This window comes from Phytobacter sp. (assembly GCF_059074235.1).
This window is the reverse complement of record NZ_JCACPZ010000004.1, coordinates 2,001,872-2,028,632: the sequence shown is the minus strand read 5'-3', so window position 1 is coordinate 2,028,632 and position 26,761 is coordinate 2,001,872. Positions and strand designations below refer to the sequence as shown.

The 26,761-nt window shown below is 54.3% G+C and carries 22 protein-coding genes and 1 riboswitch; of the genes, 14 read left to right on the top strand and 8 right to left on the bottom strand.

The features are described 5' to 3' along the window. Nucleotides 1-92: 92 nt before the first annotated feature. The gene (gene rtcR / locus AC5JPW_RS13625; protein ID WP_494241036.1) at nucleotides 93-1,673 is read right to left on the bottom strand and encodes an RNA repair transcriptional activator RtcR; all 1,581 of its coding nucleotides are present in this window, start codon (nucleotides 1,671-1,673) and stop codon (nucleotides 93-95) included. A 462-nt stretch (nucleotides 1,674-2,135) separates the two neighbouring features. On the opposite strand from rtcR, the gene AC5JPW_RS13620 reads away from it, so the two are divergent. Genes AC5JPW_RS13620 through AC5JPW_RS13610 form a run of 3 tightly spaced genes read left to right on the top strand, consistent with a single transcriptional unit; the run spans nucleotide 2,136 to nucleotide 5,281 of the window. Further along, the gene (locus tag AC5JPW_RS13620; RefSeq protein ID WP_494241035.1) at nucleotides 2,136-3,260 is read left to right on the top strand and encodes a slipin family protein; all 1,125 of its coding nucleotides are present in this window, start codon (nucleotides 2,136-2,138) and stop codon (nucleotides 3,258-3,260) included. A gap of 3 nt (nucleotides 3,261-3,263) precedes the next feature. Further along, the gene (locus tag AC5JPW_RS13615; protein WP_494241033.1) at nucleotides 3,264-4,490 is read left to right on the top strand and encodes an RtcB family protein; all 1,227 of its coding nucleotides are present in this window, start codon (nucleotides 3,264-3,266) and stop codon (nucleotides 4,488-4,490) included. A gap of 5 nt (nucleotides 4,491-4,495) precedes the next feature. Next, nucleotides 4,496-5,281 carry a nucleotidyltransferase domain-containing protein gene (locus AC5JPW_RS13610; protein WP_494241031.1) on the top strand — a complete coding sequence of 262 codons (786 nt, stop codon included), beginning with the start codon at nucleotides 4,496-4,498 and terminating at the stop codon, nucleotides 5,279-5,281. A 56-nt stretch (nucleotides 5,282-5,337) separates the two neighbouring features. On the opposite strand, the gene lysC is transcribed toward AC5JPW_RS13610, so the two are convergent. Next, nucleotides 5,338-6,687 carry a lysine-sensitive aspartokinase 3 gene (gene lysC / locus AC5JPW_RS13605; protein ID WP_494241029.1) on the bottom strand — a complete coding sequence of 450 codons (1,350 nt, stop codon included), beginning with the start codon at nucleotides 6,685-6,687 and terminating at the stop codon, nucleotides 5,338-5,340. 82 nt (nucleotides 6,688-6,769) lie between these two features. Continuing rightward, a riboswitch (Lysine riboswitch) is annotated at nucleotides 6,770-6,965 on the bottom strand. 242 nt (nucleotides 6,966-7,207) lie between these two features. Here lysC and pgi point away from each other — a divergent pair. The 5 genes from pgi (at nucleotide 7,208) to AC5JPW_RS13580 (ending at nucleotide 13,022) form a co-directional block, all read left to right on the top strand. Beyond that, nucleotides 7,208-8,854, top strand: a complete 1,647-nt coding sequence (pgi, locus tag AC5JPW_RS13600) for a glucose-6-phosphate isomerase (protein WP_494241028.1) — start codon at nucleotides 7,208-7,210, stop codon at nucleotides 8,852-8,854. Between the two features lie 386 nt (nucleotides 8,855-9,240). Continuing rightward, nucleotides 9,241-9,483: an exopolysaccharide production protein YjbE gene (yjbE, locus tag AC5JPW_RS13595; RefSeq protein WP_437434171.1), complete on the top strand. Its 243-nt coding sequence runs from the start codon at nucleotides 9,241-9,243 to the stop codon at nucleotides 9,481-9,483. A gap of 67 nt (nucleotides 9,484-9,550) precedes the next feature. Next, entirely contained in the window at nucleotides 9,551-10,189 is a 639-nt protein-coding gene (locus AC5JPW_RS13590) for a YjbF family lipoprotein (RefSeq protein ID WP_494241026.1), read from the top strand. Continuing rightward, complete coding sequence (locus AC5JPW_RS13585) at nucleotides 10,186-10,926, top strand: capsule biosynthesis GfcC D2 domain-containing protein (protein WP_494241025.1); 741 nt, start codon at nucleotides 10,186-10,188, stop codon at nucleotides 10,924-10,926. The genes AC5JPW_RS13590 and AC5JPW_RS13585 overlap by 4 nt, the downstream gene beginning before the upstream one ends. Then, nucleotides 10,926-13,022 (top strand): YjbH domain-containing protein, encoded by a 2,097-nt coding sequence (locus AC5JPW_RS13580; RefSeq protein ID WP_494241023.1) that lies wholly within the window; start codon nucleotides 10,926-10,928, stop codon nucleotides 13,020-13,022. Before AC5JPW_RS13585 ends, AC5JPW_RS13580 begins: the two co-directional genes overlap by 1 nt. A gap of 38 nt (nucleotides 13,023-13,060) precedes the next feature. Here AC5JPW_RS13580 and AC5JPW_RS13575 read toward each other — a convergent pair whose 3' ends face one another. Then, entirely contained in the window at nucleotides 13,061-13,519 is a 459-nt protein-coding gene (locus tag AC5JPW_RS13575) for an acyltransferase (protein ID WP_494241022.1), read from the bottom strand. Nucleotides 13,520-13,527: 8 nt separating this feature from the next. After that, a complete protein-coding gene (locus tag AC5JPW_RS13570; RefSeq protein WP_494241222.1) occupies nucleotides 13,528-13,989 on the bottom strand; it encodes a GNAT family N-acetyltransferase in 462 nt (153 codons plus the stop codon). A gap of 196 nt (nucleotides 13,990-14,185) precedes the next feature. Here AC5JPW_RS13570 and psiE point away from each other — a divergent pair, with 196 nt between their 5' ends. Then, nucleotides 14,186-14,599, top strand: coding sequence for a phosphate-starvation-inducible protein PsiE (gene psiE, locus AC5JPW_RS13565; RefSeq protein WP_494241221.1), 414 nt, complete (start codon nucleotides 14,186-14,188; stop codon nucleotides 14,597-14,599). A 219-nt stretch (nucleotides 14,600-14,818) separates the two neighbouring features. Here psiE and malG read toward each other — a convergent pair whose 3' ends face one another. The 3 genes from malG to malE all read right to left on the bottom strand — a co-directional run bounded on the left by malG (nucleotide 14,819) and on the right by malE (nucleotide 18,580). Continuing rightward, on the bottom strand, nucleotides 14,819-15,709 hold the full coding sequence (gene malG / locus AC5JPW_RS13560) for a maltose ABC transporter permease MalG (protein ID WP_494241020.1): 891 nt from the start codon (nucleotides 15,707-15,709) through the stop codon (nucleotides 14,819-14,821). A gap of 14 nt (nucleotides 15,710-15,723) precedes the next feature. After that, a complete protein-coding gene (malF, locus tag AC5JPW_RS13555; protein ID WP_494241019.1) occupies nucleotides 15,724-17,268 on the bottom strand; it encodes a maltose ABC transporter permease MalF in 1,545 nt (514 codons plus the stop codon). 121 nt (nucleotides 17,269-17,389) lie between these two features. After that, nucleotides 17,390-18,580 carry a maltose/maltodextrin ABC transporter substrate-binding protein MalE gene (gene malE, locus AC5JPW_RS13550; RefSeq protein ID WP_494241017.1) on the bottom strand — a complete coding sequence of 397 codons (1,191 nt, stop codon included), beginning with the start codon at nucleotides 18,578-18,580 and terminating at the stop codon, nucleotides 17,390-17,392. Nucleotides 18,581-18,949: 369 nt separating this feature from the next. On the opposite strand from malE, the gene malK reads away from it, so the two are divergent. The 5 genes from malK (at nucleotide 18,950) to ubiA (ending at nucleotide 24,174) form a co-directional block, all read left to right on the top strand. After that, nucleotides 18,950-20,059: a maltose/maltodextrin ABC transporter ATP-binding protein MalK gene (gene malK, locus AC5JPW_RS13545; RefSeq protein ID WP_494241015.1), complete on the top strand. Its 1,110-nt coding sequence runs from the start codon at nucleotides 18,950-18,952 to the stop codon at nucleotides 20,057-20,059. Nucleotides 20,060-20,235: 176 nt separating this feature from the next. Beyond that, a complete protein-coding gene (locus AC5JPW_RS13540; protein WP_494241013.1) occupies nucleotides 20,236-21,546 on the top strand; it encodes a maltoporin in 1,311 nt (436 codons plus the stop codon). 107 nt (nucleotides 21,547-21,653) lie between these two features. Continuing rightward, nucleotides 21,654-22,613: a maltose operon protein MalM gene (gene malM / locus AC5JPW_RS13535; RefSeq protein ID WP_494241011.1), complete on the top strand. Its 960-nt coding sequence runs from the start codon at nucleotides 21,654-21,656 to the stop codon at nucleotides 22,611-22,613. Between the two features lie 181 nt (nucleotides 22,614-22,794). Then, on the top strand, nucleotides 22,795-23,292 hold the full coding sequence (gene ubiC, locus AC5JPW_RS13530; RefSeq protein ID WP_494241010.1) for a chorismate lyase: 498 nt from the start codon (nucleotides 22,795-22,797) through the stop codon (nucleotides 23,290-23,292). 12 nt (nucleotides 23,293-23,304) lie between these two features. Then, nucleotides 23,305-24,174, top strand: coding sequence for a 4-hydroxybenzoate octaprenyltransferase (ubiA, locus tag AC5JPW_RS13525; RefSeq protein ID WP_494241009.1), 870 nt, complete (start codon nucleotides 23,305-23,307; stop codon nucleotides 24,172-24,174). A gap of 79 nt (nucleotides 24,175-24,253) precedes the next feature. Here the strand turns inward: ubiA and plsB are convergent, their stop codons facing one another. After that, nucleotides 24,254-26,674: a glycerol-3-phosphate 1-O-acyltransferase PlsB gene (gene plsB / locus AC5JPW_RS13520; RefSeq protein ID WP_494241007.1), complete on the bottom strand. Its 2,421-nt coding sequence runs from the start codon at nucleotides 26,672-26,674 to the stop codon at nucleotides 24,254-24,256. Nucleotides 26,675-26,761 lie beyond the last annotated feature (87 nt).

The window sequence follows — 26,761 nt, the reverse complement described above, 5'->3', positions numbered from 1 at the left end:
TTTTTTTATAAAAAGGCCGGGTTCGAGCCCGGCCATAGGTATTGTTTATCGCGTGAGGAAAATTTATTCAAACAAATTATGGTGAAGAGGATTCATGTCGCGGAGCGGACATGTTCCCAGTCTAATCCAAATCGTGCCAGGTATTTGCGAAGACGGTCAGCATCATTCGGGTTGGCTTTTTTTAGCCGGGAAACGGCAAACAGCTCGCGCCCGGCATCGGAAAGTGAACGGCTGCGGCGGCAAACTTCCAGCACGGTTTCCAGTTGGCGCTGGTCAAAGAGATCGATCTCCTCACTGACGGCAGGAATTGTAGCGGGCGACTGCCAGCCGTGCTGCAAACGAGCAATTTCTTCTTCGGCAATCGGCAGAGTGATACGTCCTTGCTCTGCCAGCGTTGCCATGCGGGCAATCGAGGAACTCAGTTCGCGGAAGTTTCCCCGCCACTGTGCCTGGCCTGAGCAGGCAAATGCCAGATAACGTTCGCGGGCCTCTTTGTCGAAACGGATGTGTGTCTGTTCCTGCGTAGCAAAACGCTGGAGTTCAAATTCTATATTGGGCGCAATATCCTCTCGCCGCTCGGCAAGTCCTGGTAGGGCAAAGGTCCACATATTGATACGCGCATAGAGATCTTCGCGAAATTTGCCTTCCGCCACCCACTGGCGCATATCGCGATGGGTACCGGCAATAAGCTGGAAATCACTGTTGACCTCTTTGTCAGAGCCGAAGGGGAAAAAGGTTTTCTCTTCAATAGCCTTCAGCAGCATCGCCTGCTCATCCAACCCCAGTTCGGCAATCTCGTCCAGAAATAACACCCCGCCGTCCGCTTCGCGCAGAAGCCCTGCTCGCGGCGTCAACGCGCCGGTAAATGCCCCTTTCACATGGCCAAATAACGTCGACATGGCGTTATCACCGCGCAAGGTGGCGCAGTTAACGGCGACAAGTTTACCCGCCACGCGATGACGTGCCTGGCGAAGCTGGAAAATACGTTTTGCCAGGAAGGACTTGCCCGCTCCGGTTGGCCCTGTAAGCAAAATGGGTGCCGTGGAGCGCAAAGCTACCCGCTCAATTTGTTCAATGAGCTTATTGAATGTCGCATTTCGCGTATCAATACCGGCTTTCAGCAGAGAGACCGACTGCTGCTGTTCGCGTTGAAAACGGCTTGTCAGCGTTGCGTAGCGGCTTAAATCGAGATCGATAACCGAGCAGACGCCGGCAGCAATATCCTCTTCAGACGCGCCTTTTGGTGCCGGGCTGGTTTGCAACAGACTGGCGGGCAGATAGCGGGCCTCCGTCAGCAGGAACCAGCAAATCTGCGCCACGTGCGTCCCGGTGGTGATGTGCACCAGGTACTCTTCGTTTTCAGTATCAAACGGGTAGTGGCTGGCAAAGTCCAGGAAGGCCGCGTAGACCTCTTCAAAATCCCACGGATCCTGAATGCTCACCGCATGGGGGCGCACTGATGTGTGCGGTGAGAGCAGGGTTACGTCTTCCGCCAGTTGTTGAGCCATTCCTGCATCGCGTGGCTGGTGGAGCAGCTCCAGCCTGTCGACCGGAAAATCCGGCTGTTGGCATAGCCCAACGGAAGGCCGCCATTTACGAAAGCGATTTGCCCGTTTTCCACGCTTATCCAGCACGGTTCCCAGTACCCCGATCACGACTCTGCGCTTTTTCATTTTTATCCTTAAAGATAAATAGCGATAAATAAATATAAAAAATTATCCGATCAATCAGCAAGTCATTAAGTGAGTGTGAAAATTAAATGTTTATATATCAATTATTTAAAATTTTTATTTTCATATTTTAGTTCCTGGCACACTTCTGGCAATACCTGATCCGTCACAACGCTGAGCACGCAGGGGATTATGCCCCGCCAGCGCACCCGGAACGGTAAGACGTTATCCGCGGGGCGTTCTGTCAGTTGAGAGACTCCATGAGGGTTCGATTCCCAACTCACCTACCCGGTGAACACTGGTTGTGTTCGTTTCGTAAACGCTGTCGGGTTGTTAACGATGGCAATGAACCGGCGCCGATAATGGTTCCGGGTCGCAGGCAAAACAGGCTGGCCGTGATGGCTTGTTTCCCTCCGGCTCCGACCCTGCATTCGCGCTGGTACGTGAAAATTTAAGGATGATCAAATGAATAAGAAAATCACTATCCGTAAAGGACAATTGGGCCTGCTGGTAAAAGCGGGCGATTACACAAACATTATTGAAGCAGGCGAGCATCGTCTCTCCTGGTTTGGCAAGCAAGAAGTCACGTTCGTTGAACTTAACGGCAGCGATGTGGCGACAGAGCTGGCGAACTATTTACGCCGCTTCCGGCCTGAATGGGTTGACGCGTACTGCCTGGCCGTCGATACCGGCGAGCATGATGTATCTGCGCTCTACCGTAACGGCATCCTGGCGGAAATCATTCCCCCCGCGTCCCGTCGTCTGTTCTGGCAGGACGGTAGCTTGAGCGTTGTGACTATGGATACACGGGATGTACGTGTACCAGAGAGCATCATGAATGCCGTCTTGCAGCCGCGCAGCGGAGCCGCAGTGAAAGGCCGGGATGCCATACTGACGGTCAACGTGGCGGCATGGCATGTTGGCGTGTTGAAAATTGATGGTGAAACGCAGCCGCTGTTGCCACCGGGGCTGAGTGCTTACTGGAAAGTGAACCACCTGGTTGAGGCGGATGTGGTCGACACGCGTTTGCAATTGATGGAAGTGGCAGGCCAGGAAATCCTGACCAAAGACAAAGTCAATCTGCGCATTAATCTGGGTGCGAACTGGCAGTATAGCGACGTATTGCAGGCCTACAGCCAGTTAACTAAACCGCTGGATCACCTGTATCGCGAGCTGCAGTTTGCTCTGCGTGAAGCGGTGGGCACCCGTACACTGGACGAACTGCTGGAAGATAAGCAGGTCATTGATGAGGTGGTGAGTGCGCAGGTGAAAACCCGCATGGCTCCCTTTGGTATGGATGTCGCGTCACTGGGCGTGCGGGACATCGTCCTGCCAGGCGACATGAAAACGATTCTGGCGAAACTGATCGAAGCAGAAAAATCGGCGCAGGCGAACGTGATCCGTCGACGTGAAGAGACGGCGGCGACCCGTTCACTGTTGAACACGGCGAAGGTGATGGAAAACAACCCGGTAGCGTTGCGCCTGAAAGAGCTGGAAACGCTGGAAAGAGTGGCTGAACGTATCGATAAAATCTCGGTATTCGGTGGCCTGGATAACGTCCTCAATGGACTGGTGAGTATTAAAGGATAACCCATGCAGCAACATGAATTTCAACTGCTGACGGCGCACAACAGTGCGCCAATAAAAATGTGGACTCACGGGGTCCCGGTCGAGCCTGAGGCGCGCGAACAGTTACAAAACACCGCGAAGATGCCGTTCATTTTCCAACACCTGGCGGTGATGCCCGACGTGCATCTCGGTAAAGGCTCTACCATCGGCAGTGTGATCCCAACGAAAGGGGCCATCATTCCGGCGGCGGTGGGTGTGGATATTGGCTGTGGGATGATCGCCGTGCGTACTTCGTTGGTGGCCAGCGATCTGCCCGATAACCTGAGCGGGCTGCGCAGCGCGATTGAGCAAGCGGTCCCGCACGGACGTACCAGCACCCGTTCTGGTCGTGATAAAGGTGCGTGGGGAACGCCGCCGCAGGAGGTGGATAACCACTGGTCTCTGCTGGCAGCGCGGTTTAAACGGTTGACGGATGGCTATCCGCAGTTGCTGAAAACCAATAACTATCAGCATCTGGGTACGCTCGGGACGGGTAACCACTTTATTGAAATTTGCCTGGATGAGCAGCAGCGCGTATGGGTGATGTTGCATAGCGGATCGCGGGGCGTGGGTAACGCCATCGGGACGCTGTTTATCTCACTGGCGCAGCAGGATATGCAGCAGCACATTGCGAACCTGCCGGATAGAAACCTGGCCTATTTCAAAGAGGGGAGCAAACACTATGATGACTATATGGAAGCGGTGTCGTGGGCGCAGGACTTTGCCCGTCATAACCGGGAAGTAATGATGTCGCGCGTGCTGGCGGCGCTGTCGGGTATTGTGACGAAGCCGTTTATCACGCAGCAGGAAGCGGTGAATTGCCACCATAACTATGTGCAGAAAGAGAGCCATTTTGGTGAAGAGGTACTGGTGACGCGTAAAGGCGCTGTCTCAGCACAAAAGGGCCAGATGGGGATCATTCCCGGTTCGATGGGGGCGAAAAGTTTTATTGTGCGTGGGTTGGGGAACGAAGAGAGTTTTTGCTCCTGTAGCCACGGCGCAGGGCGCACCATGAGCCGTACGGCGGCGAAAAAGCGCTTCACCGTGGATGACCAGATTCGTGCGACCGCCCATGTTGAGTGCCGTAAAGACAGCGATGTGATCGACGAAATCCCGATGGCTTATAAAGACATCGACGCGGTCATGGCGGCACAGGCATCGCTGGTCGAAATCGTTCACACCTTACGTCAGGTGGTGTGTGTTAAAGGATAAAGAAAATGACGGATAACGGTGTGGATGCTGCTATGCGCGAGCGTGTGCGGCAGCAATTAAAAAAAGTCGAGCAGGACTATGGCGTTCGGGTGCTTTATGCCTGCGAGTCCGGCAGTCGGGGGTGGGGCTTTGCCTCACCGGATAGCGACTATGATGTGCGGTTTTTGTACGTGCATCCACCGGAGTGGTATTTGCAAGTAGAGACGCCACGAGACGTTGTTGAGTTGCCCATCGACGATGAACTGGACGTGAGCGGTTGGGAGTGGCGCAAAGCATTGGGCCTGCTGAAAAGCGCCAACCCGACCCTGATTGAGTGGCTGGATTCGCCGATCGTCTACCAACAGGATGAGGCGGTGATAACGGCGTTGAGGGAACAGATGCCGAAATGGTTTTCCCCCGTGAGAGCGCGCTGGCATTACTACTCAATGGCCCGCAAAAACTTTCAACACTATTTGCAGGGCGATGAAGTGCGGCTGAAGAAGTATTTCTATGTGCTGCGCCCGCTGCTGGCCGTGTGTTGGGTGGAAGCAGGAAAAGGCGTACCACCGATGCGCTTTGCTGAACTGCTGGCAGGAAGCGAACTGGATGTGGAACTGCGACTGGAGATAGACGAATTGCTGGCGCGTAAACAACGTGCAGGGGAGGCTGAACACGGCCTGCGTCTGCCTTGCTTGCATGCGTTTATTCGTGCAGAGATAGAACGGGGCACGATAGCACCAGTATTGCCGGATAGCCGTGAGGGGAATGTCAAAGAACTGGATCGGTTGTTGTATCAAACCGTGATGGGATAAAGGAGGCCGGAGGGTGATATCCCCCCCGGCCTCTCTTTTTATTCGAACAAATTCTGTTATTCGAACAAATTATGGTGCAGCTTCTGCACAACCTGCTCGGCTTCAGTGCCCGGCACCAGGAAGCACAGGTTGTGGCTGGATGCGCCGTAGCAAATCATGCGGATGTTGAACGGGTCCAGCACGCCAAACACCTCTTTGCCCACGCCGCAGGCTTTTGACAGGTCGTTACCAATGATTGCCACCAGGGCGAGGTTCTCTTCCACTTCCACGCGGCAAAGTGAAGAGAGCTCGGTCAACAGCGCCTGCGTCAGCAGGGTATCGCCCGTCGAGGTGGAGCCGGTGGTATCCAGCGTCAGCGCCACGCTCACTTCGGAGGTGGTGATGAGGTCAACCGAGATACTGTGACGCGCCAGAATGCCAAACACTTCCGCCAGGAAGCCGCGAGAGTGCAGCATGTTCAGGCTGTGCAGGGTCAGCAGGGTCTGTTTACGGCGCAGGGCCAGTGCGCGGAACAGCGGTGGGTTGCTGGTTTTATTGCACACCAGCGTACCGCCCGCTTTAGGGTCTTTACTGGAACCCACAAATACCGGAATGTCACTACGCACGGCAGGCAGCAACGTTGCCGGATGCAGCACTTTCGCGCCAAACGTTGCCATCTCAGCCGCTTCTTCGAAGGCGATTTCATCGATGCGTTTAGCTGCCGGAACCACGCGCGGGTCGGTGGTGTAGATACCCGGAACGTCTGTCCAGATATCCACACGGGCAGCGTGTAGTGCTTCACCGAGCAGGGCTGCGGTATAGTCGCTGCCGCCACGGCCCAAAGTGGTGGTGCGGCCTTTGGCTTCGCTACCGATAAAGCCCTGAGTCACCACCAGGCTGTCGGCGAGACGCGGAGCAAGTTGTTGGGTGGCGAGTTCAGACAGCGCGGCAACGTCCGGCTCGGCACGGCCAAAGCGATCGCTGGTGCGCATGACTTTACGCACATCAAACCACTGGGACTGAACGTCACGTTCACGCAGGATTTCAACGAACAGCAGGGTGGACATTAGTTCGCCGTGGCTGACCAGCTCGTCGGTCAGGGCGGTTGAGGTCGCCAGCGACGCGGCTTCTGCCAGAGTGGTGATGTTTTCCAGCAGGCGCTCGATCTCTTCACGGATAACGTTCGGATTAGCCAGACGTTCCAGAATGTCGAACTGGATTTTGCGGATAGCATCGAGTTTGACGAAACGCTCGGCGGACTCCAGGCCTTCAGCCAGGGCAACCAGCAGGTTGGTTACGCCCGCAGAGGCGGAAAGGACAACCAGACGCACGCTCGGGTCGGCGAGCACCACGTCGGCGCTGTGGTTCATGGCATCAAAACTCGCCACACTGGTACCGCCAAATTTGGCGACAACTAATTCAGACATAACAACCTCGTGTCAGGGGATCGATGATTTCAGCCATGGCACAAGGGAAGAGCGAAAGGGGTAGGCGCAGCAAACTACGATTACACCCAGAAGTGCTCCACCACTTGTGAAACGCCCGACTGCGAACGTTTCTGGTGACAACTCAAGGGATTCAGCCCCTGTAGCCGATGATGAATGCTGCCGTGCAGTTCACCACCTCGGCGTTGTTCCCCCTCAGATACCGTCTTCGAATCGGCTTCTCTGGTATCTTACCTGGACAACGCTCCTCTTCTGGCCTGCGCGCACGCAGGTAGCGCATTAATAAATAAAGGCTAGCGGCATTGCTGTCAATGTTGTGATTATGCGGATTTTTCATGCAGACGAATCGATTAGAAAAAGGACTTATATTGGTCTAATTTATCGTAACAATTTGCCTGTTTTTGCCCGCTTCCAGGTCGGTAAAACAAAAACCATCACAATTTTCGTTCGCAGGCGCTACAATCGACCGCAGTCAAAATTCTCAAATCAGAAGAGTATTGCTATGAAAAATATCAACCCAACGCAGACTTCTGCCTGGCAGGCATTACAGAAACACTACGCTGACATGAAGGACGTGACTCTCGCGGATCTTTTCGCGAAAGATGGCGACCGTTTTGCTAAGTTTTCCGCAAAATTTGATGATTTGATGCTGGTGGATTTCTCCAAAAACCGCATCACTGAAGAGACCCTGGCGCTGCTGCAGGATCTGGCAAAAGAGACTGAACTGGCAGGTGCCATTAAGTCTATGTTCTCCGGCGAGAAAATTAACCGTACTGAAGACCGTGCGGTGCTGCACGTGGCGCTGCGTAACCGTAGCAACACGCCGATTGTGGTTGATGGCAAAGATGTGATGCCTGAAGTGAACGCTGTGCTGGAGAAGATGAAAGCCTTCTCCGAAGCGATCATTTCGGGTAGCTGGAAAGGTTACACCGGTAAAGCAATTACCGACGTGGTGAACATTGGTATCGGCGGTTCTGATCTCGGCCCGTTCATGGTGACCGAAGCGCTGCGCCCGTACAAAAACCACCTCAACATGCACTTCGTTTCTAACGTCGATGGTACCCACATTGCTGAAGTGCTGAAAAACGTGAACCCGGAAACGACTCTGTTCCTGGTCGCGTCCAAGACCTTCACTACCCAGGAGACCATGACCAACGCCCACAGCGCGCGTGACTGGTTCCTGGCTACCGCAGGCGACAACAAGCACGTCGCTAAACACTTCGCCGCGCTCTCTACCAACGGTAAAGCCGTGGGCGAGTTCGGTATCGACACCGCCAACATGTTTGAGTTCTGGGACTGGGTGGGCGGTCGTTACTCTCTGTGGTCAGCGATTGGTCTGTCTATCATCCTGTCCGTGGGCTTCGACAACTTTGTTGAGTTGCTCTCCGGCGCGCACGCGATGGACAAACACTTCTCCACCACTGCACCTGAGCAAAACCTGCCGGTGCTGCTGGCGCTGATCGGTATCTGGTACAACAACTTCTTCGGTGCAGAAACCGAAGCCATTCTGCCGTACGACCAGTACATGCACCGCTTTGCTGCTTACTTCCAGCAGGGCAACATGGAATCCAACGGTAAATACGTTGACCGTAACGGTAACGCCGTGGATTACCAGACTGGCCCAATTATCTGGGGCGAGCCGGGTACCAACGGTCAGCACGCGTTCTACCAGTTGATTCACCAGGGCACCAAAATGGTTCCTTGTGACTTCATCGCACCAGCCATCACGCATAACCCGCTGTCTGACCACCATCCGAAACTGCTGTCCAACTTCTTCGCGCAGACTGAAGCGCTGGCGTTTGGTAAAGCACGCGACGTGGTTGAGCAGGAATATGCTGACCAGGGTAAAGATCCGAAGAGCCTGGAACACGTTGTGCCGTTCAAAGTCTTTGAAGGCAACCGTCCGACCAACTCTATCCTGCTGCGTGAAATCACGCCGTTCAGTCTGGGTGCGTTAATTGCGCTGTATGAGCACAAAATCTTTACCCAGGGCGCCATCCTGAACATTTTCACCTTCGACCAATGGGGCGTGGAATTGGGTAAACAGCTGGCGAACCGTATTCTGCCAGAGCTGGGCGATGACAAAGAAATCAGCACCCATGACAGCTCAACCAATGGCCTGATCAATCTGTATAAAGCCTGGCGCTAATTTCGTTCATCCAAAGTGATGTTCTGAATAAGCAAATAAAAATGCCGACTTAATGTCGGCATTTTTTATCGGATAAATCTTGTTGTCCCCGATCCTGATTAATTTCACGTCCTGAGGTTATTCTGAAAAATAAGAATAACCGGCTAATCACCCAGTGTTATTTTCAGATGTTACGTATACTCTTGGACTACCGTAATAATTGTAATTTCCTGATAATTAATGATTTTAAATAAAATATAATATTTTTATATCTCAATTTTATCCAATTTTCTTAAAACTCCCCGCTGCGTTTCCCATTCGGTAAATAGCCTGCTTTAGTTGTGTATACTCGTTCTCGCCTGTTTATTTCAGGTATATCTCCATTCATTCAATGAAGGGAAATTGATATGAAAAAAGCACTGTTTGGCATTTTTGCCATAACCGCGCTTGCGGCGACTTCTGCATTTGCAGCACCCATTCAGGTGGGCGAAGCAGCAGGGTCGGCAGCGACGTCTGTCTCTGCGGGTAGTTCTTCCGCGACCAGCGTTAGCACCGTAAGTTCTGCGGTGGGCGTTGCCCTGGCGGCAACCGGTGGCGGTGATGGCTCCAATACCGGAACCACGACCACCACGACCACCAGTACTCAGTAATCACGAGTACTTAATCATAACCACACTTCGGTGTGGTTATTTCGCCACTCCCCTCTGGAGAAGAGTCGTGAAGCGACCTGCGATCATTTTGATTTGCCTGCTTATTCAGGCCTGCTCTGCCACCACCAAAGGGTTGGGGCATTCACTGTGGGATAGCATATTTGGCACACCCGGCGTCCATCTGACCGATGATGAAATTGCCGATATGCCTTACGCCAGTCAGTACATGCAACTTAACGGAGGGCCACAACTGTTTGTCGTGCTGGCCTTCTCGGAAAATGGACAACAGAAATGGGCGACGCAAGACCAGTCGCTGATAGTGACGCAACACGACCGCATCGTAAAAACCCAGTTGGGTGATAACAATCTGCTCGAAGTGAACAACCTGGCCGCAGACCCGCTGGCAAACCCGAATCAAATAATCGATGGCGCGAACTGGACCCGCACAATGGGCTGGACGGAGCACAATCAGGTGCGTTACGCCACCGCGCGTTCGGTTTTCCGCTGGAACGGCAATGACACCGTGACGCTCGGTAGCGACGTGACCCATGTGCGCATCCTGGAAGAAGACGTGACGACGGACAAAAAAAGCTGGCGCAACCGCTACTGGGTGGATGAAGACGGTCTGATTCGCCAGTCAGAACAGTATCTGGGCGCGGACTGGTTCCCGGTGAAAACCACCCTGATTAAGGCGGCGAAGTCATGAAAAGAGTGATATGCGCTGGCCTGTTAATGAGCCTTTTCACACCGCTTGCGCTGGCAGCAGGCACCGTGGAGGTTTACACCCCTGGTGACAGTAAACCCAAAACTCTGACCGACGCAGCACACCTCATTGATGTTGTCGGCCAGCCCCGACTGGCGCAGAGCTGGTGGCCGGGAGCCGTGATCAGCGAACGGCAGGCTTCAGCAGTGGCAACCGAACGCCAGCAGGTGCTGCTGGGTCGATTAAGCGCACTGGCGGCGGAAGAAAGCGGTGATGATGCGGCGGCGGTGAATGCCGTGCGTCAGCAGGTTGCGGCGCTGAAAGTGACCGGTCGACAGCAGGTCAACCTCGACCCGGACTATGTGCGTGTGGAAGCGCTTGCCAATCCGCCTCTTGAAGGGAATTACACCCTGTGGGTTGGATCGCAGCCGAGCACTATTACCGTCTTTGGCCTCGTCAGCCGGCCGGGTAAAAAACCCTTCACACCAGGGCGCGACGTGGTGAGTTATCTCGACGAGATGGATCGGTTGAGCGGGGCGGAAAAAAGCGACGCCTGGCTGATTTACCCGAATGGGAAAGCGCAGAAAGTGCCGGTGGCCTACTGGAACCGACGTCACGTTGAGCCCATGCCTGGCAGTACGATTTTTGTCGGCTTTTCCCCGGCGTTATGGGGAGATCGTTATGAGACGCTGAACGCCGATATTCTCTTTTCTCTGACGCACAGGATACCGGAACAATAATGAAAAAATCCTTTGTCATCAGTGTGCTAGCGCTGGGGATCAGCGCCGCCTGTCACGCGGAAAGCTACCCGGCACCGGTAGGCCCCTCGCAGTCCGACTTCGGTGGCGTGGGCCTGCTGCAAACCCCGACGGCGCGTATGGCGCGGGAAGGGGAGATCAGCCTCAACTACCGTGATAACGATCAGTACCGCTACTACTCCGGTTCAATTCAGCTTTTCCCGTGGCTGGAAACCACCTTGCGCTATACCGATGTCCGTACCCGGCGCTACAGCAGCGTGGATGCCTTCTCTGGCGATCAGTCCTACAAAGATAAAGCCTTCGATTTGAAATTACGTCTGTGGGAAGAGAGTTACTGGCTCCCGCAGGTGTCGGTCGGTGCGCGTGATATTGGCGGGACAGGTCTGTTTGATGGCGAATACGTGGTGGCTAACAAAGCCTGGGGGCCGTTCGATTTCTCCCTCGGCCTGGGCTGGGGCTATCTCGGCACGTCCGGTAACATCAAAAACCCACTTTGTTCCTATGAGCAAAAGTACTGCTATCGCGATAACAGCTATAACCAGGCGGGTTCCGTCGACGCCAGTCAGATGTTCCGTGGCCCGACGGCGCTGTTTGGCGGGGTGGAATACCAGACGCCGTGGCAGCCTCTGCGCCTGAAGCTGGAATACGAAGGCAACAACTATCAGCAGGATTTTGCGGGCAAATTGCCACAGAGGAGCAAGGTTAACGTAGGCGCTATTTACCGTGTAGCCGACTGGGCCGACGTTAACCTCAGCTATGAGCGCGGCAATACCTGGATGTTTGGTTTCACCCTGCGTAATAACTTCAATGACCTGCGTCCATCCTACAATGACAACGCCCGTCCGCAGTACCGGCCGCAGCCGCAGGATGCCATCATCCAGCACTCGGTGGTGGCGAATCAGCTGACTTTGCTCAAATACAACGCGGGTCTGGCGGATCCGAAAATTCAGGTGCAGGGCGACACGCTGTATGTGACCGGTGAGCAGGTGAAATATCGCGACTCTCAGGAAGGGATTGAGCGTGCGAACCGCATCGTGATGAATGATCTGCCGGAAGGGATTCGCACCATCCGCGTGACGGAAAATCGTCTGAATATGCCGCAGGTGACGACGGAGACAGATGTCGCCAGCCTGCAACGCCATCTGGAAGGTGAGCCGCTGGGACAAGAGACGGAGCTGGTGCAAAAACGCATGACGCCGATTGTGCCGGAAAGCACTGAGCAGGGCTGGTATATCGAGAAGTCGAGCTTTGATTTCCACCTCGATCCGGTTCTGAATCAGTCGCTCGGTGGCCCGGAAGGGTTCTACATGTATCAGCTTGGGGTGATGGCGACCGCCGACTGGTGGCTTACCGATCACCTGCTGACCACCGGCAGCCTGTTCGCCAACATCGACAACAACTACGACAAGTTTAACTACACCAACCCGCCGAAGGATTCGCAACTGCCGCGCGTGCGTACCCGTGTACGTGAATATGTGCAGAATGATGTCTATGTGAACAACCTGCAGGCCAACTACTTCCAGTACCTTGGCAATAACTTCTACGGGCAGGTGTATGCCGGTTATCTGGAAACCATGTACGGTGGCGCCGGTGCGGAAGTGCTCTGGCGTCCGGTCGACAGCAACTGGGCCTTTGGCGTCGATGCCAACTACGTGAAACAGCGTGACTGGCGCAGTGCGCAGGACCTGATGAAATTTACCGATTACAGCGTGAAAACCGGGCATCTGACCGCTTACTGGACACCACCGTTTGCGCAGGATGTACTGATCAAAGCCAGCGTCGGACAGTACCTGGCGGGGGATAAAGGCGGTACCCTGGAAGTGGCGAAACACTTTGATAGCGGCGTGGTGATTGGTGCTTATGCCACCATCACTAACGTGTCGCCACAAGAATACGGCGAAGGGGATTTCACCAAAGGCGTGTATGTGTCGATACCGTTGGATCTCTTCTCTACCGGCACGACCCGCAGCCGTGCGGCCATCGGCTGGACGCCACTGACGCGTGACGGTGGTCAGCAGCTGGGTCGTAAGTTTGACCTGTACGGTTTGACCAGTGATAAGAGTGTGAATTTCCGCTGATTTGGCGTGCGTTCCCCTCTCCCTTTTAGGGAGAGGGTCTACAGCCGCCGCAGCAGCCGCGCCGGATTCCCCGCATATACCCCTTTCTCCGTTAGCGACTTTGTCACCACGCTTCCCGCGCCAATCACTACGCCATCGGCAATGGTCACCGCCAGAATGGTCGCACCGCTGCCAATCGACACATCGTTACCTACCACTATTCGCCCCCAGCTTTCGCGGTCTGGATTGGGTTTTCCCTGACGAAACATATCGTTGGCGAACATCACCCCGTGACCGATAAAGCAGCGTTCGCCGACTGTTACATATTCACAAATAAAGGTGTGCGACTGAATTTTGCTGCCCTTGCCAATACGTGTATAGCCCTGAATTTCCACGAACGGCCCAATGAAAACCTCATCTTCCAGCTCGCAGTCATAGAGATTCACCGGTTCGTAAATCACCACATTTTTACCGCGTGCCACATTGCGTATCGCTACCTGCCGTATATTTGGATTCATCGCGCACCTTAAATTGATTTTCCCAAAATATGCACCGTGCTCTGCTGTGAAGGGCTGCTGAACACTGTATCGTGCAGATGGCTCAATCCCTGGCGTTCATAAAAGCGGCGGGCCTGCGTATTTGCGTCCAGAACTTCCAGCCAGAAAAATGTTTCGCCATGTGCTTTGGCTCGCTGAATAACGTCGTTGAAAACCACCTCACCATAGCCTTTGCCGGTCGCGTGTGGCAGAAAATAGAGTTTATTCAGCAGGGTGCCAGCGGGGCCTTGAGGATTAACAGGGTGGTGCCAGCTGAATTTGGCAAAGCCGACAGGCTCGCTGCCATCCGTGGCGATAAGCCAGCAACAATTGTCGTTCTGTAAGCTCTCCTGCAAAGCTTTCAGGGAGTATTCCTGTTCGAGAAAATTCGTCAGCTCGTCTTTTTCCTGCCACAAATGAGCGAAATGATAGTGGTAACTTGTGCAGCCCATTTCGTGCAGTAATGGCGCGTCGTTAATTTGCGCTTTATTGATTGTAAGCACTCTGTTTTTTTCTCCGTGTTCTTATCAGTACAGGACGCTATGTCATCATGGTACGGCACAAAATATAAGCAAAAAATCTAGATCTGGATCACATTTTTGCGCTATACAGAAGGCTCGCCACTGAGAATGAGGTGCCAGTATGACCATGCCATCGCTAACTGTTCGCCCGCGCGTTGAGTTTATCTCTACCGTTCTGCAGACCGTATTAAATCTGGGCCTGTTGAGTCTGGGGCTGATCCTGGTTGTCTTTCTTGGCAAAGAGACACTGCATCTGGCAGACGTTCTGTTTGCTCCTGAACAAACCAGCAAGTACGCACTGGTGGAAGGGCTGGTAGTCTACTTTCTGTACTTCGAATTTATCGCCCTGATTGTGAAGTACTTTCAGTCCGGTTTTCACTTCCCGCTACGCTACTTTATCTACATCGGGATCACGGCCATCGTGCGACTGATCATCGTCGATCACAAAGCGCCGATGGATGTGTTGATCTATTCCGGCGCGATCCTGCTTCTGGTGATCACCCTGTGGTTGTGTAATTCCAAACGTCTGAAACGCGAATAAAAAAAGGGCGCTCCGAAGAGCGCCGAATAAGGAATAACAGTCACAAGTTAGGGTCAATATTCCAATGAGGACTACAGTGGCATATATACTCGTCATACTTCACGTTGCAGATGCGTTGGCTACACTCGTTCACCCGGTCACTTACTCCAGTAAGCTCCCGGGACTCTCTCATTTGCCGCCTTCCTGCCACGCGAATTATTTAGAGTATGACGATGAAACTTAACCTTTCACACCACCCGCGGTCAGGCCGTTAACCAGCCAGCGCTGGGCGAGCAGGAAGACGGCGGTGATCGGAATGGCTGACAGCACGGCGGCTGCGGCGAAATCGCCCCACAGATAGTTTTGTGGGTTGAGATATTGCTGCATGCCCACTGCCAGGGTGTAGCTGTTGACGTCGCGCAGTAACAGCGAGGCGACCGGCACTTCGGTGATTGCAGCGATAAACGACAGAATAAACACCACCGCCAGAATCGGTACTGACAAGGGCAACAGCACCAGACGGAACGCCTGCCACGGGGTGGCACCATCCAGCGCTGCCGCTTCTTCCAGCGACCCGTCGATGGTTTCGAAATAGCCTTTGATCGTCCAGACATGCAGGGCGATACCGCCCATATAGGCGAAGATGACCCCGCCGTGGGTGTTCAGGCCGATAAACGGAATGTACTGGCCCAGACGGTCAAACAAGGCATACAGGGCAACCAGCGACAATACCGCCGGGAACATCTGGAAAATCAGCATCCCTTTGAGCAACGTGGCTTTGCCGGGAAAACGCATACGGGCAAAGGCATAAGCGCAGGTGGTGGAGAGGGCGACCACGCCAATGGCGGTGATCACCGCAATCTTGATGGAGTTCCACAACCACAACAGCACCGGGAACGGCGGTGGCGTGACGCGACCATCGGCGTGCTCGACGCTAAAGCCCAGTGCCAGCTTCCAGTGTTCCCAGGAGATGGTGTCCGGGATCAGGCTACCTGTGGCGAAATTACCCTCACGCAGGGAGATGGCAATGACCATCAGCAGCGGGAACATGATGGCGGCGATAAACGCCAGCAGCAGCAGATGGGTAATCAGTAATCTTAACTTTTGCGATTTTGCCTGGACCATAGCCATGTTCATCGCCCTCCTTAGTCAAATTTCATGCGTGTGGCTTTCAGATTGATGATGGCAAGCGCACCGACCAGCAGGAATATCAGCGTGGCAATGGCGGCGGCGAGGCCAAAATCTTGCCCACCGCCGCCTTCAAAGGCGATACGGTAGGTGTAGCTGACCAACAGATCGGTATAGCCCGCTGGCGTGGTAGTACCGATGCGGTCCGGGCCACCGTTGGTCAACAACTGAATCAACACGAAGTTATTAAAGTTAAAGGCGAAACTGGCGATCATCAGCGGCGTCAGCGGCTTAATCAGCAGCGGGAAAGTGATACGGAAAAAGTTCTGGAATGCACTGGCGCCATCCATTGCCGAGGCTTCATACAAATCGTCCGGAATGGCTTTGAGCAGGCCCATGCACAGGATCATCATGTATGGATAACCCAGCCAGGTGTTGACGATGATGATCATTGACCGCGCAGTGGTCGGGTCGCTAAACCAGGCCGGTTTCACACCAAACAGCGCGCTTAACATCATATTGATCTCACCAAAGCTCTGGTTAAACAGACCCTTGAAGATCAGGATAGAGATAAACGACGGCACGGCGTAAGGCAGGATCAGCAGCACGCGGTAAACCGCTTTGCCTTTGAGCGCCTCCCACTGTACGAGGCAGGCCAGCACCATCCCGACCGCCACGGTGAGCACCACGGTCAACAACGAGAAGACGATAGTCCAGATGAAAATAGCGAAGAAGGGCTTCTGGATACCTTCATCGGTAAAGACGCGTGTGAAGTTATCCCAGCCGATGGTCACGGTATAACCGGGACTGAGCTTCTCATCGCCCCAGCTGTTATCGGCATTAACGACCTGATAAAAACCGAGACTGTTGTTAGGACGGTATTTTGCACCGCTCTGCTTATTGGTGAGGGTGCCATCTTCTGCCAGCGCATAGAGCGGCGTGGTGCCTGAGAACTGACGCAGCGAACTCATGACAACGTTGCTGTTGTCCGGTAATACGGCGGTGAGCTGGTTTAAGGCCGCGCGATTTTGCGTGACGTCTCGCAAGGTGCCACGTTCGCCCGCAGGCAAGGCATCTGTCTCTTTTAAGGTGATTTTTTGCTCGCCGCCCAGCTTGAAGGTGTCCGAGAGATAATTTTTGCCGCTTTCACCGTCGGTCAGCGCAAGTTTCCAGCTTCCCTCAGTCGGGAACAGGGTGAAGTTATAGGTTTTACCCGCCTGATAAGAACGGTCCATCAGTACTTGCTGAGCACGTTCCTGAGTCAACTGGTGGGTGCTGCTGTAGTTGGTGAAGGCAATGGCGATGGTACATATCAGCGGGAACAGAACGAACAGCCCCATACCGGCAAGCCCTGGGTAAACATAGCGCCAGGCGTAGGCTTTACGGTTGGCGAAAATATACAGACCAACAGAGCTTAAAATCAGCGTCGTGATGGCAAACAGGTATTCCCCTTGCGCGTACATTAAAACAACAAGGTATCCCACCAGTAAGCCCAGCAGACCTGTCACTGACCATTTCAGCGTGTCGCTTTGCCACCAGTGCTTCTTTTTAATGACATCCATGGGAAATTTCCTCTACAACAATTAAGCAACCCTCACCCCAACCCTCTCCCTGAGGGAGAGGGGGCGGCTTTCTCCTTCTCCCTTGAGGGAGAAGGCCGGGATGAGGGGGTAACAGCCTGTCTTACTTCGTGATACGACCCTGAGCATCTTTCAGGGCTGCATCGACGGTCTGACGACCGCTCACTGCGTTGATGACCGCGGTGCGGGTGGCGTACCAGAAAGCAGCCATCTGCGGGATATTCGGCATGATTTCGCCGGACTTGGCGTTATCCATCGTTGCCGCAATACGCGGGTCTTTGGCTAACTGATCCTGGAAGGATTTCAGAGCCACCGCGCCGAGCGGTTTGTCCTTGTTCATTTCATCCAGACCCTGATCGGTCAGCAGGTAGTTTTCGAGGAACTCTTTCGCCAGCTCTTTGTTCGGGCTGGCCGCGTTAATACCGGCACTCAGCACGCCGACGAAGGGTTTAGAGGCTTTGCCTTTGAAAGTCGGCAGTGGCGCTACGCCGTAATTGATTTTGCTCTTATCAATGTTGGCCCATGCCCACGGACCGTTAATGGTCAGCGCAGTTTCGCCTTTGTTGAACGCCGCTTCGGCGATGGAGTAATCCGTGTCCGCGTTCATGTGCTTGTCTTTAATCAGCTTCACAAGGAAGCTTAAGCCCGCTTTTGCCCCTGCGTTGTCGACGCCCACGTCTTTCACGTCATACTTGCCGTCGGCATATTTGAACGCGTAGCCACCGTCAGCGGCAATCAGCGGCCAGGTGAAGTACGGTTCTTGCAGGTTGAACATCAACGCACTCTTACCTTTCGCCTTCAGGGTTTTATCCAGCGCCGGGATCTCTTCCCAGGTTTTTGGCGGGTTCGGTACGAGGTCTTTGTTATAAATCAGCGAGAGGGATTCCACGGCTACCGGGTAGGCAATCAGCTTGCCGTTGTAACGCACGGCATCCCAGGTGAACGGGAATAATTTGTCCTGGAACGCTTTATCCGGCGCGACTTCCGCCAGCAGGCCAGATTGCGCGTAGCCGCCGAAACGGTCATGCGCCCAGAAGATAATGTCAGGGCCGTCGCCAGTTGCCGCAACCTGCGGGAATTTCTCTTCCAGCTTGTCCGGGTGTTCAACGGTCACTTTAATGCCGGTATCTTTCTCGAATTTCTTACCCACTTCGGCCAGGCCGTTATAGCCTTTGTCGCCGTTGATCCAGATGACCAGCTTACCTTCTTCAATCTTTGCGAGGGCAGAAGCGGAGAACATCATCGTCGTCAGTGCGGACAATGCGAGGATGCGTGCGCCTGTTTTGAATTTCATATATCCCGTCCTTTAGGTGATGTGCTCGTGGATATGTTGAGTGGTCTGACGGGAAGTAGTCTCCTTTTTTGGCAAGCGCTTCTCATCCTCCTTGCCCCTACGCCCCTGGGGTCAAATGTGTGATCCTTGTTACATAAACTTTCTTTATGTGTGTCAGCGCACACAAAAAAGTGCCGTTTTTTGCAGTCTGCATCACGAAAATAGCCTCAGCCCCTGCGAGCTGGGGTCAGACTCGTCCCTCTCATCCTCCCGTCTCCTCCCCCATAAAAAACAAGGGGGGTGGAGGATTCGCCACGTTTATGGATAGCCCATAGTCAGCCAAATCTTGAATGTATCCGTAAGTGACAAGTTGTAACGAAGGGAGAGGGCATGGCGAACGTACAGCTGCGTAATGTAACGAAAGCCTGGGGCGACGTTGTCGTATCAAAAGACATTGATCTCGACATCCACGAAGGGGAATTCGTGGTGTTTGTCGGTCCATCTGGCTGCGGTAAGTCAACGCTGCTGCGCATGATTGCCGGTCTGGAAACCATCACCAGCGGCGATCTCTTTATTGGTGACGTGCGGATGAACGACGTGCCCCCGGCCGAACGCGGCGTGGGGATGGTCTTTCAGTCTTACGCACTCTATCCGCACCTTTCCGTGTCGGAAAACATGTCGTTTGGCCTCAAGCTGGCGGGTGCCAAAAAAGAGGTGATTCAGCAGAAGGTGACGCAGGTTTCGGAAGTCCTGCAACTGGCGCATTTGCTGGAGCGTAAGCCAAAGGCGCTTTCCGGTGGGCAACGTCAGCGTGTGGCGATAGGCCGTACGCTGGTTGCTGAACCGCGCGTCTTCCTGCTCGATGAACCGCTCTCCAACCTGGATGCTGCTCTGCGTGTGCAGATGCGCATTGAGATTTCGCGTCTGCATAAGCGCCTGGGGCGCACGATGATTTACGTCACCCACGATCAGGTCGAAGCGATGACGCTGGCCGACAAAATTGTGGTGCTGGACGCCGGACGCGTGGCCCAGGTCGGTAAGCCGCTTGAGCTTTATCACTACCCGTCTGACCGCTTTGTTGCTGGCTTTATTGGCTCACCCAAAATGAATTTCCTGCCAGTCAAAGTGACTGCAACCGCCATTGAACAGGTGCAGGTTGAATTACCAAACCGCCAGCAGGTCTGGCTTCCCGTCGACAGTGCCAACGTGCAGGTCGGCAGCAATATGTCACTGGGTATTCGCCCGGAGCATCTGCTGCCCAGCGACATCGCAGATGTCACGCTGGAAGGGATTGTTCAGGTCGTCGAACAACTCGGTCACGAAACGCAAATTCATATCCAGATCCCCGCCATCCGTCAAAACCTGGTCTACCGCCAGAATGACGTGGTGTTGGTAGAAGAGGGGGCCACATTCGCTATCGGTCTGCCACCGGAGCGCTGTCATCTTTTCCGTGAAGATGGCACCGCTTGTCGTCGGTTGCACAAAGAGCCGGGCGTTTAAGGTCCCCCATTAAAAAAGCAAAACGCTAAACCATTCGTGTCGGCATCAAGGCGGCAAGCGAATGAATCCCCGGGAGCGTACAGAAAGTACGTGACTGAGGTGAAGGAGTGCAGCCAACGAAGAGGCAGTCCGAAGGGTGACGCGTTTAAAGAAAAGCAATGATCTCAGGAGATAGAATGATGACTACTCTGCGCAAACTTCCACTGGCTATCGCCATTACCGCAGGCATTTTGTCTGCGCAGGCGGGCGCCGTTGACTTCAAAGGTTACGCACGTTCCGGCATCGGCTGGACCGGTAGCGGCGGCGAGCAGCAATGCTTCCAGGCCACCGGTGCTCAAAGTAAATATCGTCTTGGTAACGAATGTGAAACCTACGCGGAAATTAAGCTGGGTCAGGAAGTGTGGAAAGAAGGCGATAAGAGCTTCTACTTCGACACCAACGTAGCCTACTCCGTTTCGCAACAGAATGACTGGGAAGCCACCAGCCCGGCGTTCCGTGAAGCCAACGTTCAGGGTAAAAACCTGATTGATGCGCTGCCGGGATCCACCATCTGGGCCGGTAAACGCTTCTACCAACGTCATGACGTTCACATGATCGACTTCTACTACTGGGACATCTCCGGTCCTGGTGCTGGCCTTGAAAACATCGACGTTGGCATCGGTAAACTCTCTCTAGCAGCGACCCGCTCGTCTGAATCAGGCGGCTCCGGCACCTTCGCCGATCGTGATGCGTTAGGTAACCGTGTTTATGACAACATCGTGCCAAACGACGTCTTCGATGTGCGTTTAGGTCAGATGGCGATTAACCCAGGTGGCATGCTGGAGTTCGGTGTGGACTACGGTCATACCAACCTGCCGGATAAATACAGCCTGGCACCGGATGCATCGAAAGATGGCTGGATGTTCACCGCTGAACATACCCAGAGCATGCTGAAAGGCTACAACAAGTTTGTTCTGCAGTACGCAACTGACTCTATGACCTCTAACGGTAAGGGTATTCCGCAGGGCGGCAGCATCAACAATAACGGCTCACTGTGGCGCGTTATCGATCACGGTGCAGTCACTCTGGCTGATAACTGGGACCTGATGTATGTCGGTATGTACCAGGACATCAACCGTGATGATAACAACGGTACCAAATGGTGGACCGTCGGCGTACGTCCTATGTACAAATGGACGCCAATCATGAGCACCCTGTTGGAAGTGGGCTATGACAACGTCAAATCCCAGAAAACCAACGACACCAACAACCAGTACAAAATCACTCTTGCTCAACAGTGGCAGGCAGGCGACAGCATCTGGTCTCGTCCGGCAATCCGTGTCTTCGCAACCTATGCAAAATGGGATGAGAAATGGGGCTATGCCAACAGTGACTCCGGCGCAGCTTACACCTCTGGCGTTGCTTACCGTGACACCAGCGCGAAAACCTTCAGCCGCGGTGATAACGACGAGTGGAGCTTCGGTGCCCAGATGGAAATCTGGTGGTAATGCACAGACGTTGATGTAACGAACAAGAGGGGCGCAAGCCCCTCAATCCTTAGAGTCTGCGCGCTATTGCCTGGCGGACGCTGGCTCCTGTAAAGAAGGTGATAACAATGAAAATGAAAAAAAGTCTTGTCGCCCTGTGTCTGTCAGCGGGGTTATTCGCTGCCGCCCCTGGGGTGAGCGTCGCAGATGTTAACATCGTTCCACAAAATACAACGGCTGCGCCGTCTATTCCGGCTTCTGCCCTCCAGCAACTGAGCTGGACGCCGGTCGATCAAAGCAATACCCAATCCACCTCTCTTGCCACTGCAGGTCAGCGCCTGAACGTGGCGGGAGTCAGCGGCCCGGTTGCCGCTTATAGCGTTCCGGCCAATATCGGTGAGCTCACCCTGACGCTCACCAGTGAAGTGAACAAGCAGACCAGCGTGTTTGCCCCTAACGTCTTGATCCTCGACCAGAACCTTGCACCGGCGGCCTACTTCCCGAGCAGTTACTTTACCTACCAGGAACCGGGTGTGATGAGCGCTGACCGGCTGGAAGGCGTGATGCGCCTGACGCCAGCTCTCGGTCAGCAAAAAATTTATGTGCTGGTCTTTACCACGGACAGAGATTTACAGCAGACCACACAGTTGATGGATCCGGCTAAATCTTTTGCCAAAGGCGCAGGTAACGCGGTACCGGATATCCCTGATCCTATCGCTCGCCATGTTACGGATGGCACGTTGAAGCTGAAAGTGAAAACCAACAGCGGATCCAGCGTGCTGGTGGGGCCACTGTTTGGCTCCTCTGGTCCGGGGCCAGTGACCGTAGGTAATACGGCTGCCCCGGCGACCGCCTACAGCGCCCCGGCCGCAGCACCTGCTGTTGCGACCACAACGCCTGCTGCTGCACCTGCGGCGAAGAGTGAGCCGATGTTGAATGACACCGAAAGCTACTTCAATCGCGCAATTAAAGAGGCCGTAGCGAAAGGTGATGTTGATAAGGCACTGAAGTTATTGAATGAAGCTGAACGTCTCGGGTCATCATCCGCCCGAAGTACTTTTATCAGCAGTGTAAAAGGCAAGGGGTAACTCTCTCCCCGCAATGCTGATGTTTGCAACAACTGGTGCGTCGCCTGACGCACCCTTTTTTCCCGGCGCAACGGGCGCTGTTGCACAGCTGTTGCGCTTATGAAAACTGAATGAAGTTTCCCCGCCGAGGCAGTCTGTTCTGCGATACAATGTTGTGACGTAATGTATTGGAGAGTCAGGCATGTCACACCCCGCGCTTACGCAATTGCGTGCGCTGCGCTATTTTGACGCACTTCCCGCGCTTGATCCGCAACGGCTCGACTGGCTGTTGCTCGAAGATTCCATGACTAAACGCTTTGAACAGCTGGATAAAAAGGTCACCGTTACCGTTATTCAGGAAGCGTTTGTGACGGCTGAGTCCCTTGAAAATGAGCGCCATCTGTTACCTGCGGATACCCGCTACTGGCTGCGAGAAATTCTGCTGTGTGCCGACGGCGAACCCTGGCTGGCTGGTCGTACCGTCGTACCGGAAACCACGTTAACCGGCCCGGAACTGGCGTTGCAGAAACTCGGCACGACACCGCTCGGGCGCTATCTCTTCACATCATCTACGCTAACACGAGATTTTATTGAAGTCGGTCAGGTCGAGTCGCTATGGGGACGTCGTTCTCGTTTGCGTCTGGGCGGAAAGCCGCTTCTGTTGACCGAACTGTTTTTGCCTGCATCACCGTTGTATTAAGAGGAAAGAAGAATGGAGTGGAGTCTCACGCAGAATAAGCTGCTGGCCTTTCACCGACTCATGCGAACGGATAAGCCCATTGGCGCATTGCTGCTGCTCTGGCCGACTCTTTGGGCGCTGTGGGTCGCGACACCGGGCGTACCGCCGCTATGGATCCTGCTGGTCTTCGTGGCCGGTGTCTGGCTGATGCGTGCAGCAGGGTGTGTGGTCAACGACTACGCTGACCGCAAGTTTGACGGGCATGTTAAGCGTACAGCGAACCGCCCGCTGCCAAGTGGCGCCGTGACGGAAAATGAAGCGCGGGTCCTGTTTGTAGTTCTGGTCCTGCTGGCGTTTGTGCTGGTGTTGACGCTCAATACCATGACTATCCTGCTCTCGGTTGCCGCCCTGGCGCTGGCCTGGGTTTATCCCTTCATGAAGCGCTATACCCATCTGCCGCAGGTGGTGCTGGGGGCAGCGTTTGGCTGGTCAATTCCGATGGCCTTTGCGGCCGTGAGCGAATCCGTTCCGTTAAGCTGCTGGATGTTGTTCCTCGCCAACATTCTGTGGGCCGTCGCCTATGACACCCAGTATGCAATGGTTGACCGGGACGATGACCTGAAAATCGGTATCAAATCGACGGCAATTCTGTTTGGTCGTCAGGACAAGCTGATCATTGGCATTTTGCAGATTGCCGTGCTGGCGTTGATGGCGTTTGTCGGCAAACTTAACGGCCTGGGCTGGCATTTTTACTGGGCGGTGCTGGTGGCGGGCGCGCTCTTTGTCTATCAGCAAAAGCTGATTGCCGGGCGCGATCGTGATGCCTGCTTTAAAGCTTTTATGAACAATAACTATGTGGGGCTGGTGCTGTTTTTAGGGCTGGCTTCAAGCTACTGGATATAAAAGCAAAAAGGCAACGTAAGTTGCCTTTTTTAGTGTTTGTTCCCTCTCCCCGTGGGAGAGGGCATCAGACCGCAAACCCTTACTCGCTCTGCGTTGCACTCTCAATCGTCAAACGCACATCCGACGTAATCAACTCTGCCAGCAACTGATAAATCGCCAGTGTCTGCGCGGGTTCCGCATCGCCCGTATCACTGATAAAGCCTTCATCACGCAGGGTCAGCACCAGGGTACTGAACACCGCTTTGTCGAAGAATTCCGGTGCGTTAATGCCGTGCAGAACGGAGAGACGCTGAGCCAGCGTGCGGCTCTCTTTCTCGAGCGTGCTGCGGTTGAACGACGGGTTCGCGCTAAGCAGCCAGAAGGTAATGGCATAACGTTGCAGCGTTTCACGTGCACCTGCCGCCAGCAGTTGCAGGGTGCGGGAATGGGCCGGGTTGATGTTCAACTGCCCGTCTTTGATGGTCACCAGGCCCTGGCGCAGCATCTCCTGAGCCAGGCTATCCAGCACGCCCGCCAGTTCCTCTTTCTCCCACCGCAGGAACAGCTCTGCTTTCAGCATCGGGTAGAGCAGCTCAACATGGCGCAGCATCTCGTCCTGAGAAATATGACGATGCTGAGTGATGATGGCGGCCATCAGCGACGGCAGCATCAACATATGGGCGATGTTGTTGCGGTAGTAGGTCATCAGTACAGCCTGCTCGCGCGGCAGAATGATGATGTCGCCGATGGTGTCTTTCTCTACCTCGAACTTGTTCATCTGCAATGCGTGCGCGATAAGCTCAGCGGCGCTGGCAGTCGGCACCGTAGAGTCATCAGCGTAAGGCACGTTACGCATCAGGTTCAGGTAGCAATCCAGCTGTTCCGTAAGTTGTTCACGGGTCAGCGAACGCTGGCGTGAAGCGAGCAGAGCGGTACAGCACAGGTTCATGGCGTTTGCCGCCCCTGCGTTGTTAATGCGCACCATCAGGTCAGCCGCGATAGCATTGACCGCCGGCGTCAGCCAGGCCGGGCGCACGGCTTCGATAGGATCGATAGACTCGCGCCATTCCGGCACGCGCTGGTTAAGGTAGTTCGTCAGCGAAATAGGTTCGCCGAAGTTCACGTAACCCTGACCGAGGTTACGTAGCTTGCTTAAGCCACGCACCATCTGCATAAAGCCTTCTTTCTCTTTCGTCGCCCCACGCAGCTCTTTAGCGTAGGTACCGACTTCCATCACGTGCTCATAGCCAATGTAGATTGGCACCAGCGTGATCGGACGGGTGCCGCCGCGCAGCATCGCCTGGATGGTCATCGACAGGGTACCTGTTTTCGGATCCAGCAGACGGCCAGTACGTGAGCGCCCACCCTCGACAAAGTACTCAACCGAATAGCCGCGCTGGAACAGCTCGCCCAGATATTCGCGGAACACGGTGGAATAGAGCTTGTTGCCTTTGAAAGAGCGGCGAATGAAGAACGCGCCCAGACGGCGGAAAATCGGACCTGCTGGCCAGAAGTTCAGGTTGATACCGGCGGCGATATGCGGTGGCACCAGTCCCTGGTGATACAGCACGTAAGAGAGCAGCAGGTAGTCCATATGACTGCGGTGGCAGGGCACATAGACAATTTCATGGCCGTCATGAGCCAACTGGCGCACGCGCTCGGCGTTGTGCACGTTGATGCCCTGATACAGGCGGTTCCAGGTAAAGCTCAGAATACGGTCGGAGAGACGGATCATCTCGTAAGAGAAGTTCGCCGCAATCTCTTCCATCAGGGCAATCGCGTTTTGCTGCGCCTTGTCATGGGAGATTTTTTTGCTGCGTGCTTCGTCTTCAACAGCGCGGGCAATCGCTTTGGACGCCAGTAGCTTGTTAAACAAGTCCTGACGGGCAGGCAGACGCGGACCGACCGCCGCAAGACGCTGGCGGGCAAAGTGCATGCGTGCAACTCGCGCCAATTTCTGGGCGATAATTTTATCCGTACCATGCTCAGTGGCCATGCGGCGCAGTGAGACCGGCGGAGAGAAACGCACAAAGCTGTCGCGCCCGAGCCAGGAGATCGCAAAGAATTTCTGAATGCCGTTAAGCATACGCAGCGGCGGATTCATCTCGCCTTTCTCGCGACCCGGCGAACGACCGAACATCATCGAAACCGGCACCATTTGCACATCCAGGTCAGGATGGCTGCGATGCAGGTCGAGATAATCATGGAACAGCTTGATGGACTCTTCTTTCGGTGTATACCAGGTAAATACGCGTGGTCCACCGTGAATGAAGATATACCGCGGCAACTCCACGCCGTCGATCTCAAGCGGCTCCAGCGGGTCGGGCAAGTCGTGTGCCAGACATTGAGCGCGTAACGTGAGTAAGTCAGCCTTCGAGTTATAAGGCAAAACGTACATAATAGGGCGTGAGGTATCGAGCCCCAGTTCCTGTGCGGGTTCCGCAGGGATAGACTTACTTTTTACCAGCACGCTTAATGGTAAATTAAGTAATTTGTAGTAAATTCGTGGCCAGCCGGACATAAACGATGTAAAGCCTCTGGTTAATAATGCCAATGCGCCGCAAGAATATCAGAAAGCGCGCACAAATTCTTTTGTACCTCTATAACC

Excerpts from the sequence above, each read along its gene's own strand:
- rtcR (WP_494241036.1), bottom strand. The coding sequence starts at position 1,673 with ATGAAAAAGCGCAGAGTCGTGATCGGGGTACTGGGAACCGTGCTGGAT.
- AC5JPW_RS13620 (WP_494241035.1), top strand. The coding sequence starts at position 2,136 with ATGAATAAGAAAATCACTATCCGTAAAGGACAATTGGGCCTGCTGGTA.
- AC5JPW_RS13615 (WP_494241033.1), top strand. The coding sequence starts at position 3,264 with ATGCAGCAACATGAATTTCAACTGCTGACGGCGCACAACAGTGCGCCA.
- AC5JPW_RS13610 (WP_494241031.1), top strand. The coding sequence starts at position 4,496 with ATGACGGATAACGGTGTGGATGCTGCTATGCGCGAGCGTGTGCGGCAG.
- lysC (WP_494241029.1), bottom strand. The coding sequence starts at position 6,687 with ATGTCTGAATTAGTTGTCGCCAAATTTGGCGGTACCAGTGTGGCGAGT.
- pgi (WP_494241028.1), top strand. The coding sequence starts at position 7,208 with ATGAAAAATATCAACCCAACGCAGACTTCTGCCTGGCAGGCATTACAG.
- yjbE (WP_437434171.1), top strand. The coding sequence starts at position 9,241 with ATGAAAAAAGCACTGTTTGGCATTTTTGCCATAACCGCGCTTGCGGCG.
- AC5JPW_RS13585 (WP_494241025.1), top strand. The coding sequence starts at position 10,186 with ATGAAAAGAGTGATATGCGCTGGCCTGTTAATGAGCCTTTTCACACCG.
- AC5JPW_RS13580 (WP_494241023.1), top strand. The coding sequence starts at position 10,926 with ATGAAAAAATCCTTTGTCATCAGTGTGCTAGCGCTGGGGATCAGCGCC.
- AC5JPW_RS13575 (WP_494241022.1), bottom strand. The coding sequence starts at position 13,519 with ATGAATCCAAATATACGGCAGGTAGCGATACGCAATGTGGCACGCGGT.
- AC5JPW_RS13570 (WP_494241222.1), bottom strand. The coding sequence starts at position 13,989 with ATGGGCTGCACAAGTTACCACTATCATTTCGCTCATTTGTGGCAGGAA.
- psiE (WP_494241221.1), top strand. The coding sequence starts at position 14,186 with ATGCCATCGCTAACTGTTCGCCCGCGCGTTGAGTTTATCTCTACCGTT.
- malG (WP_494241020.1), bottom strand. The coding sequence starts at position 15,709 with ATGGCTATGGTCCAGGCAAAATCGCAAAAGTTAAGATTACTGATTACC.
- malF (WP_494241019.1), bottom strand. The coding sequence starts at position 17,268 with ATGGATGTCATTAAAAAGAAGCACTGGTGGCAAAGCGACACGCTGAAA.
- malE (WP_494241017.1), bottom strand. The coding sequence starts at position 18,580 with ATGAAATTCAAAACAGGCGCACGCATCCTCGCATTGTCCGCACTGACG.
- malK (WP_494241015.1), top strand. The coding sequence starts at position 18,950 with ATGGCGAACGTACAGCTGCGTAATGTAACGAAAGCCTGGGGCGACGTT.
- AC5JPW_RS13540 (WP_494241013.1), top strand. The coding sequence starts at position 20,236 with ATGATGACTACTCTGCGCAAACTTCCACTGGCTATCGCCATTACCGCA.
- malM (WP_494241011.1), top strand. The coding sequence starts at position 21,654 with ATGAAAATGAAAAAAAGTCTTGTCGCCCTGTGTCTGTCAGCGGGGTTA.
- ubiC (WP_494241010.1), top strand. The coding sequence starts at position 22,795 with ATGTCACACCCCGCGCTTACGCAATTGCGTGCGCTGCGCTATTTTGAC.
- ubiA (WP_494241009.1), top strand. The coding sequence starts at position 23,305 with ATGGAGTGGAGTCTCACGCAGAATAAGCTGCTGGCCTTTCACCGACTC.
- plsB (WP_494241007.1), bottom strand. The coding sequence starts at position 26,674 with ATGTCCGGCTGGCCACGAATTTACTACAAATTACTTAATTTACCATTA.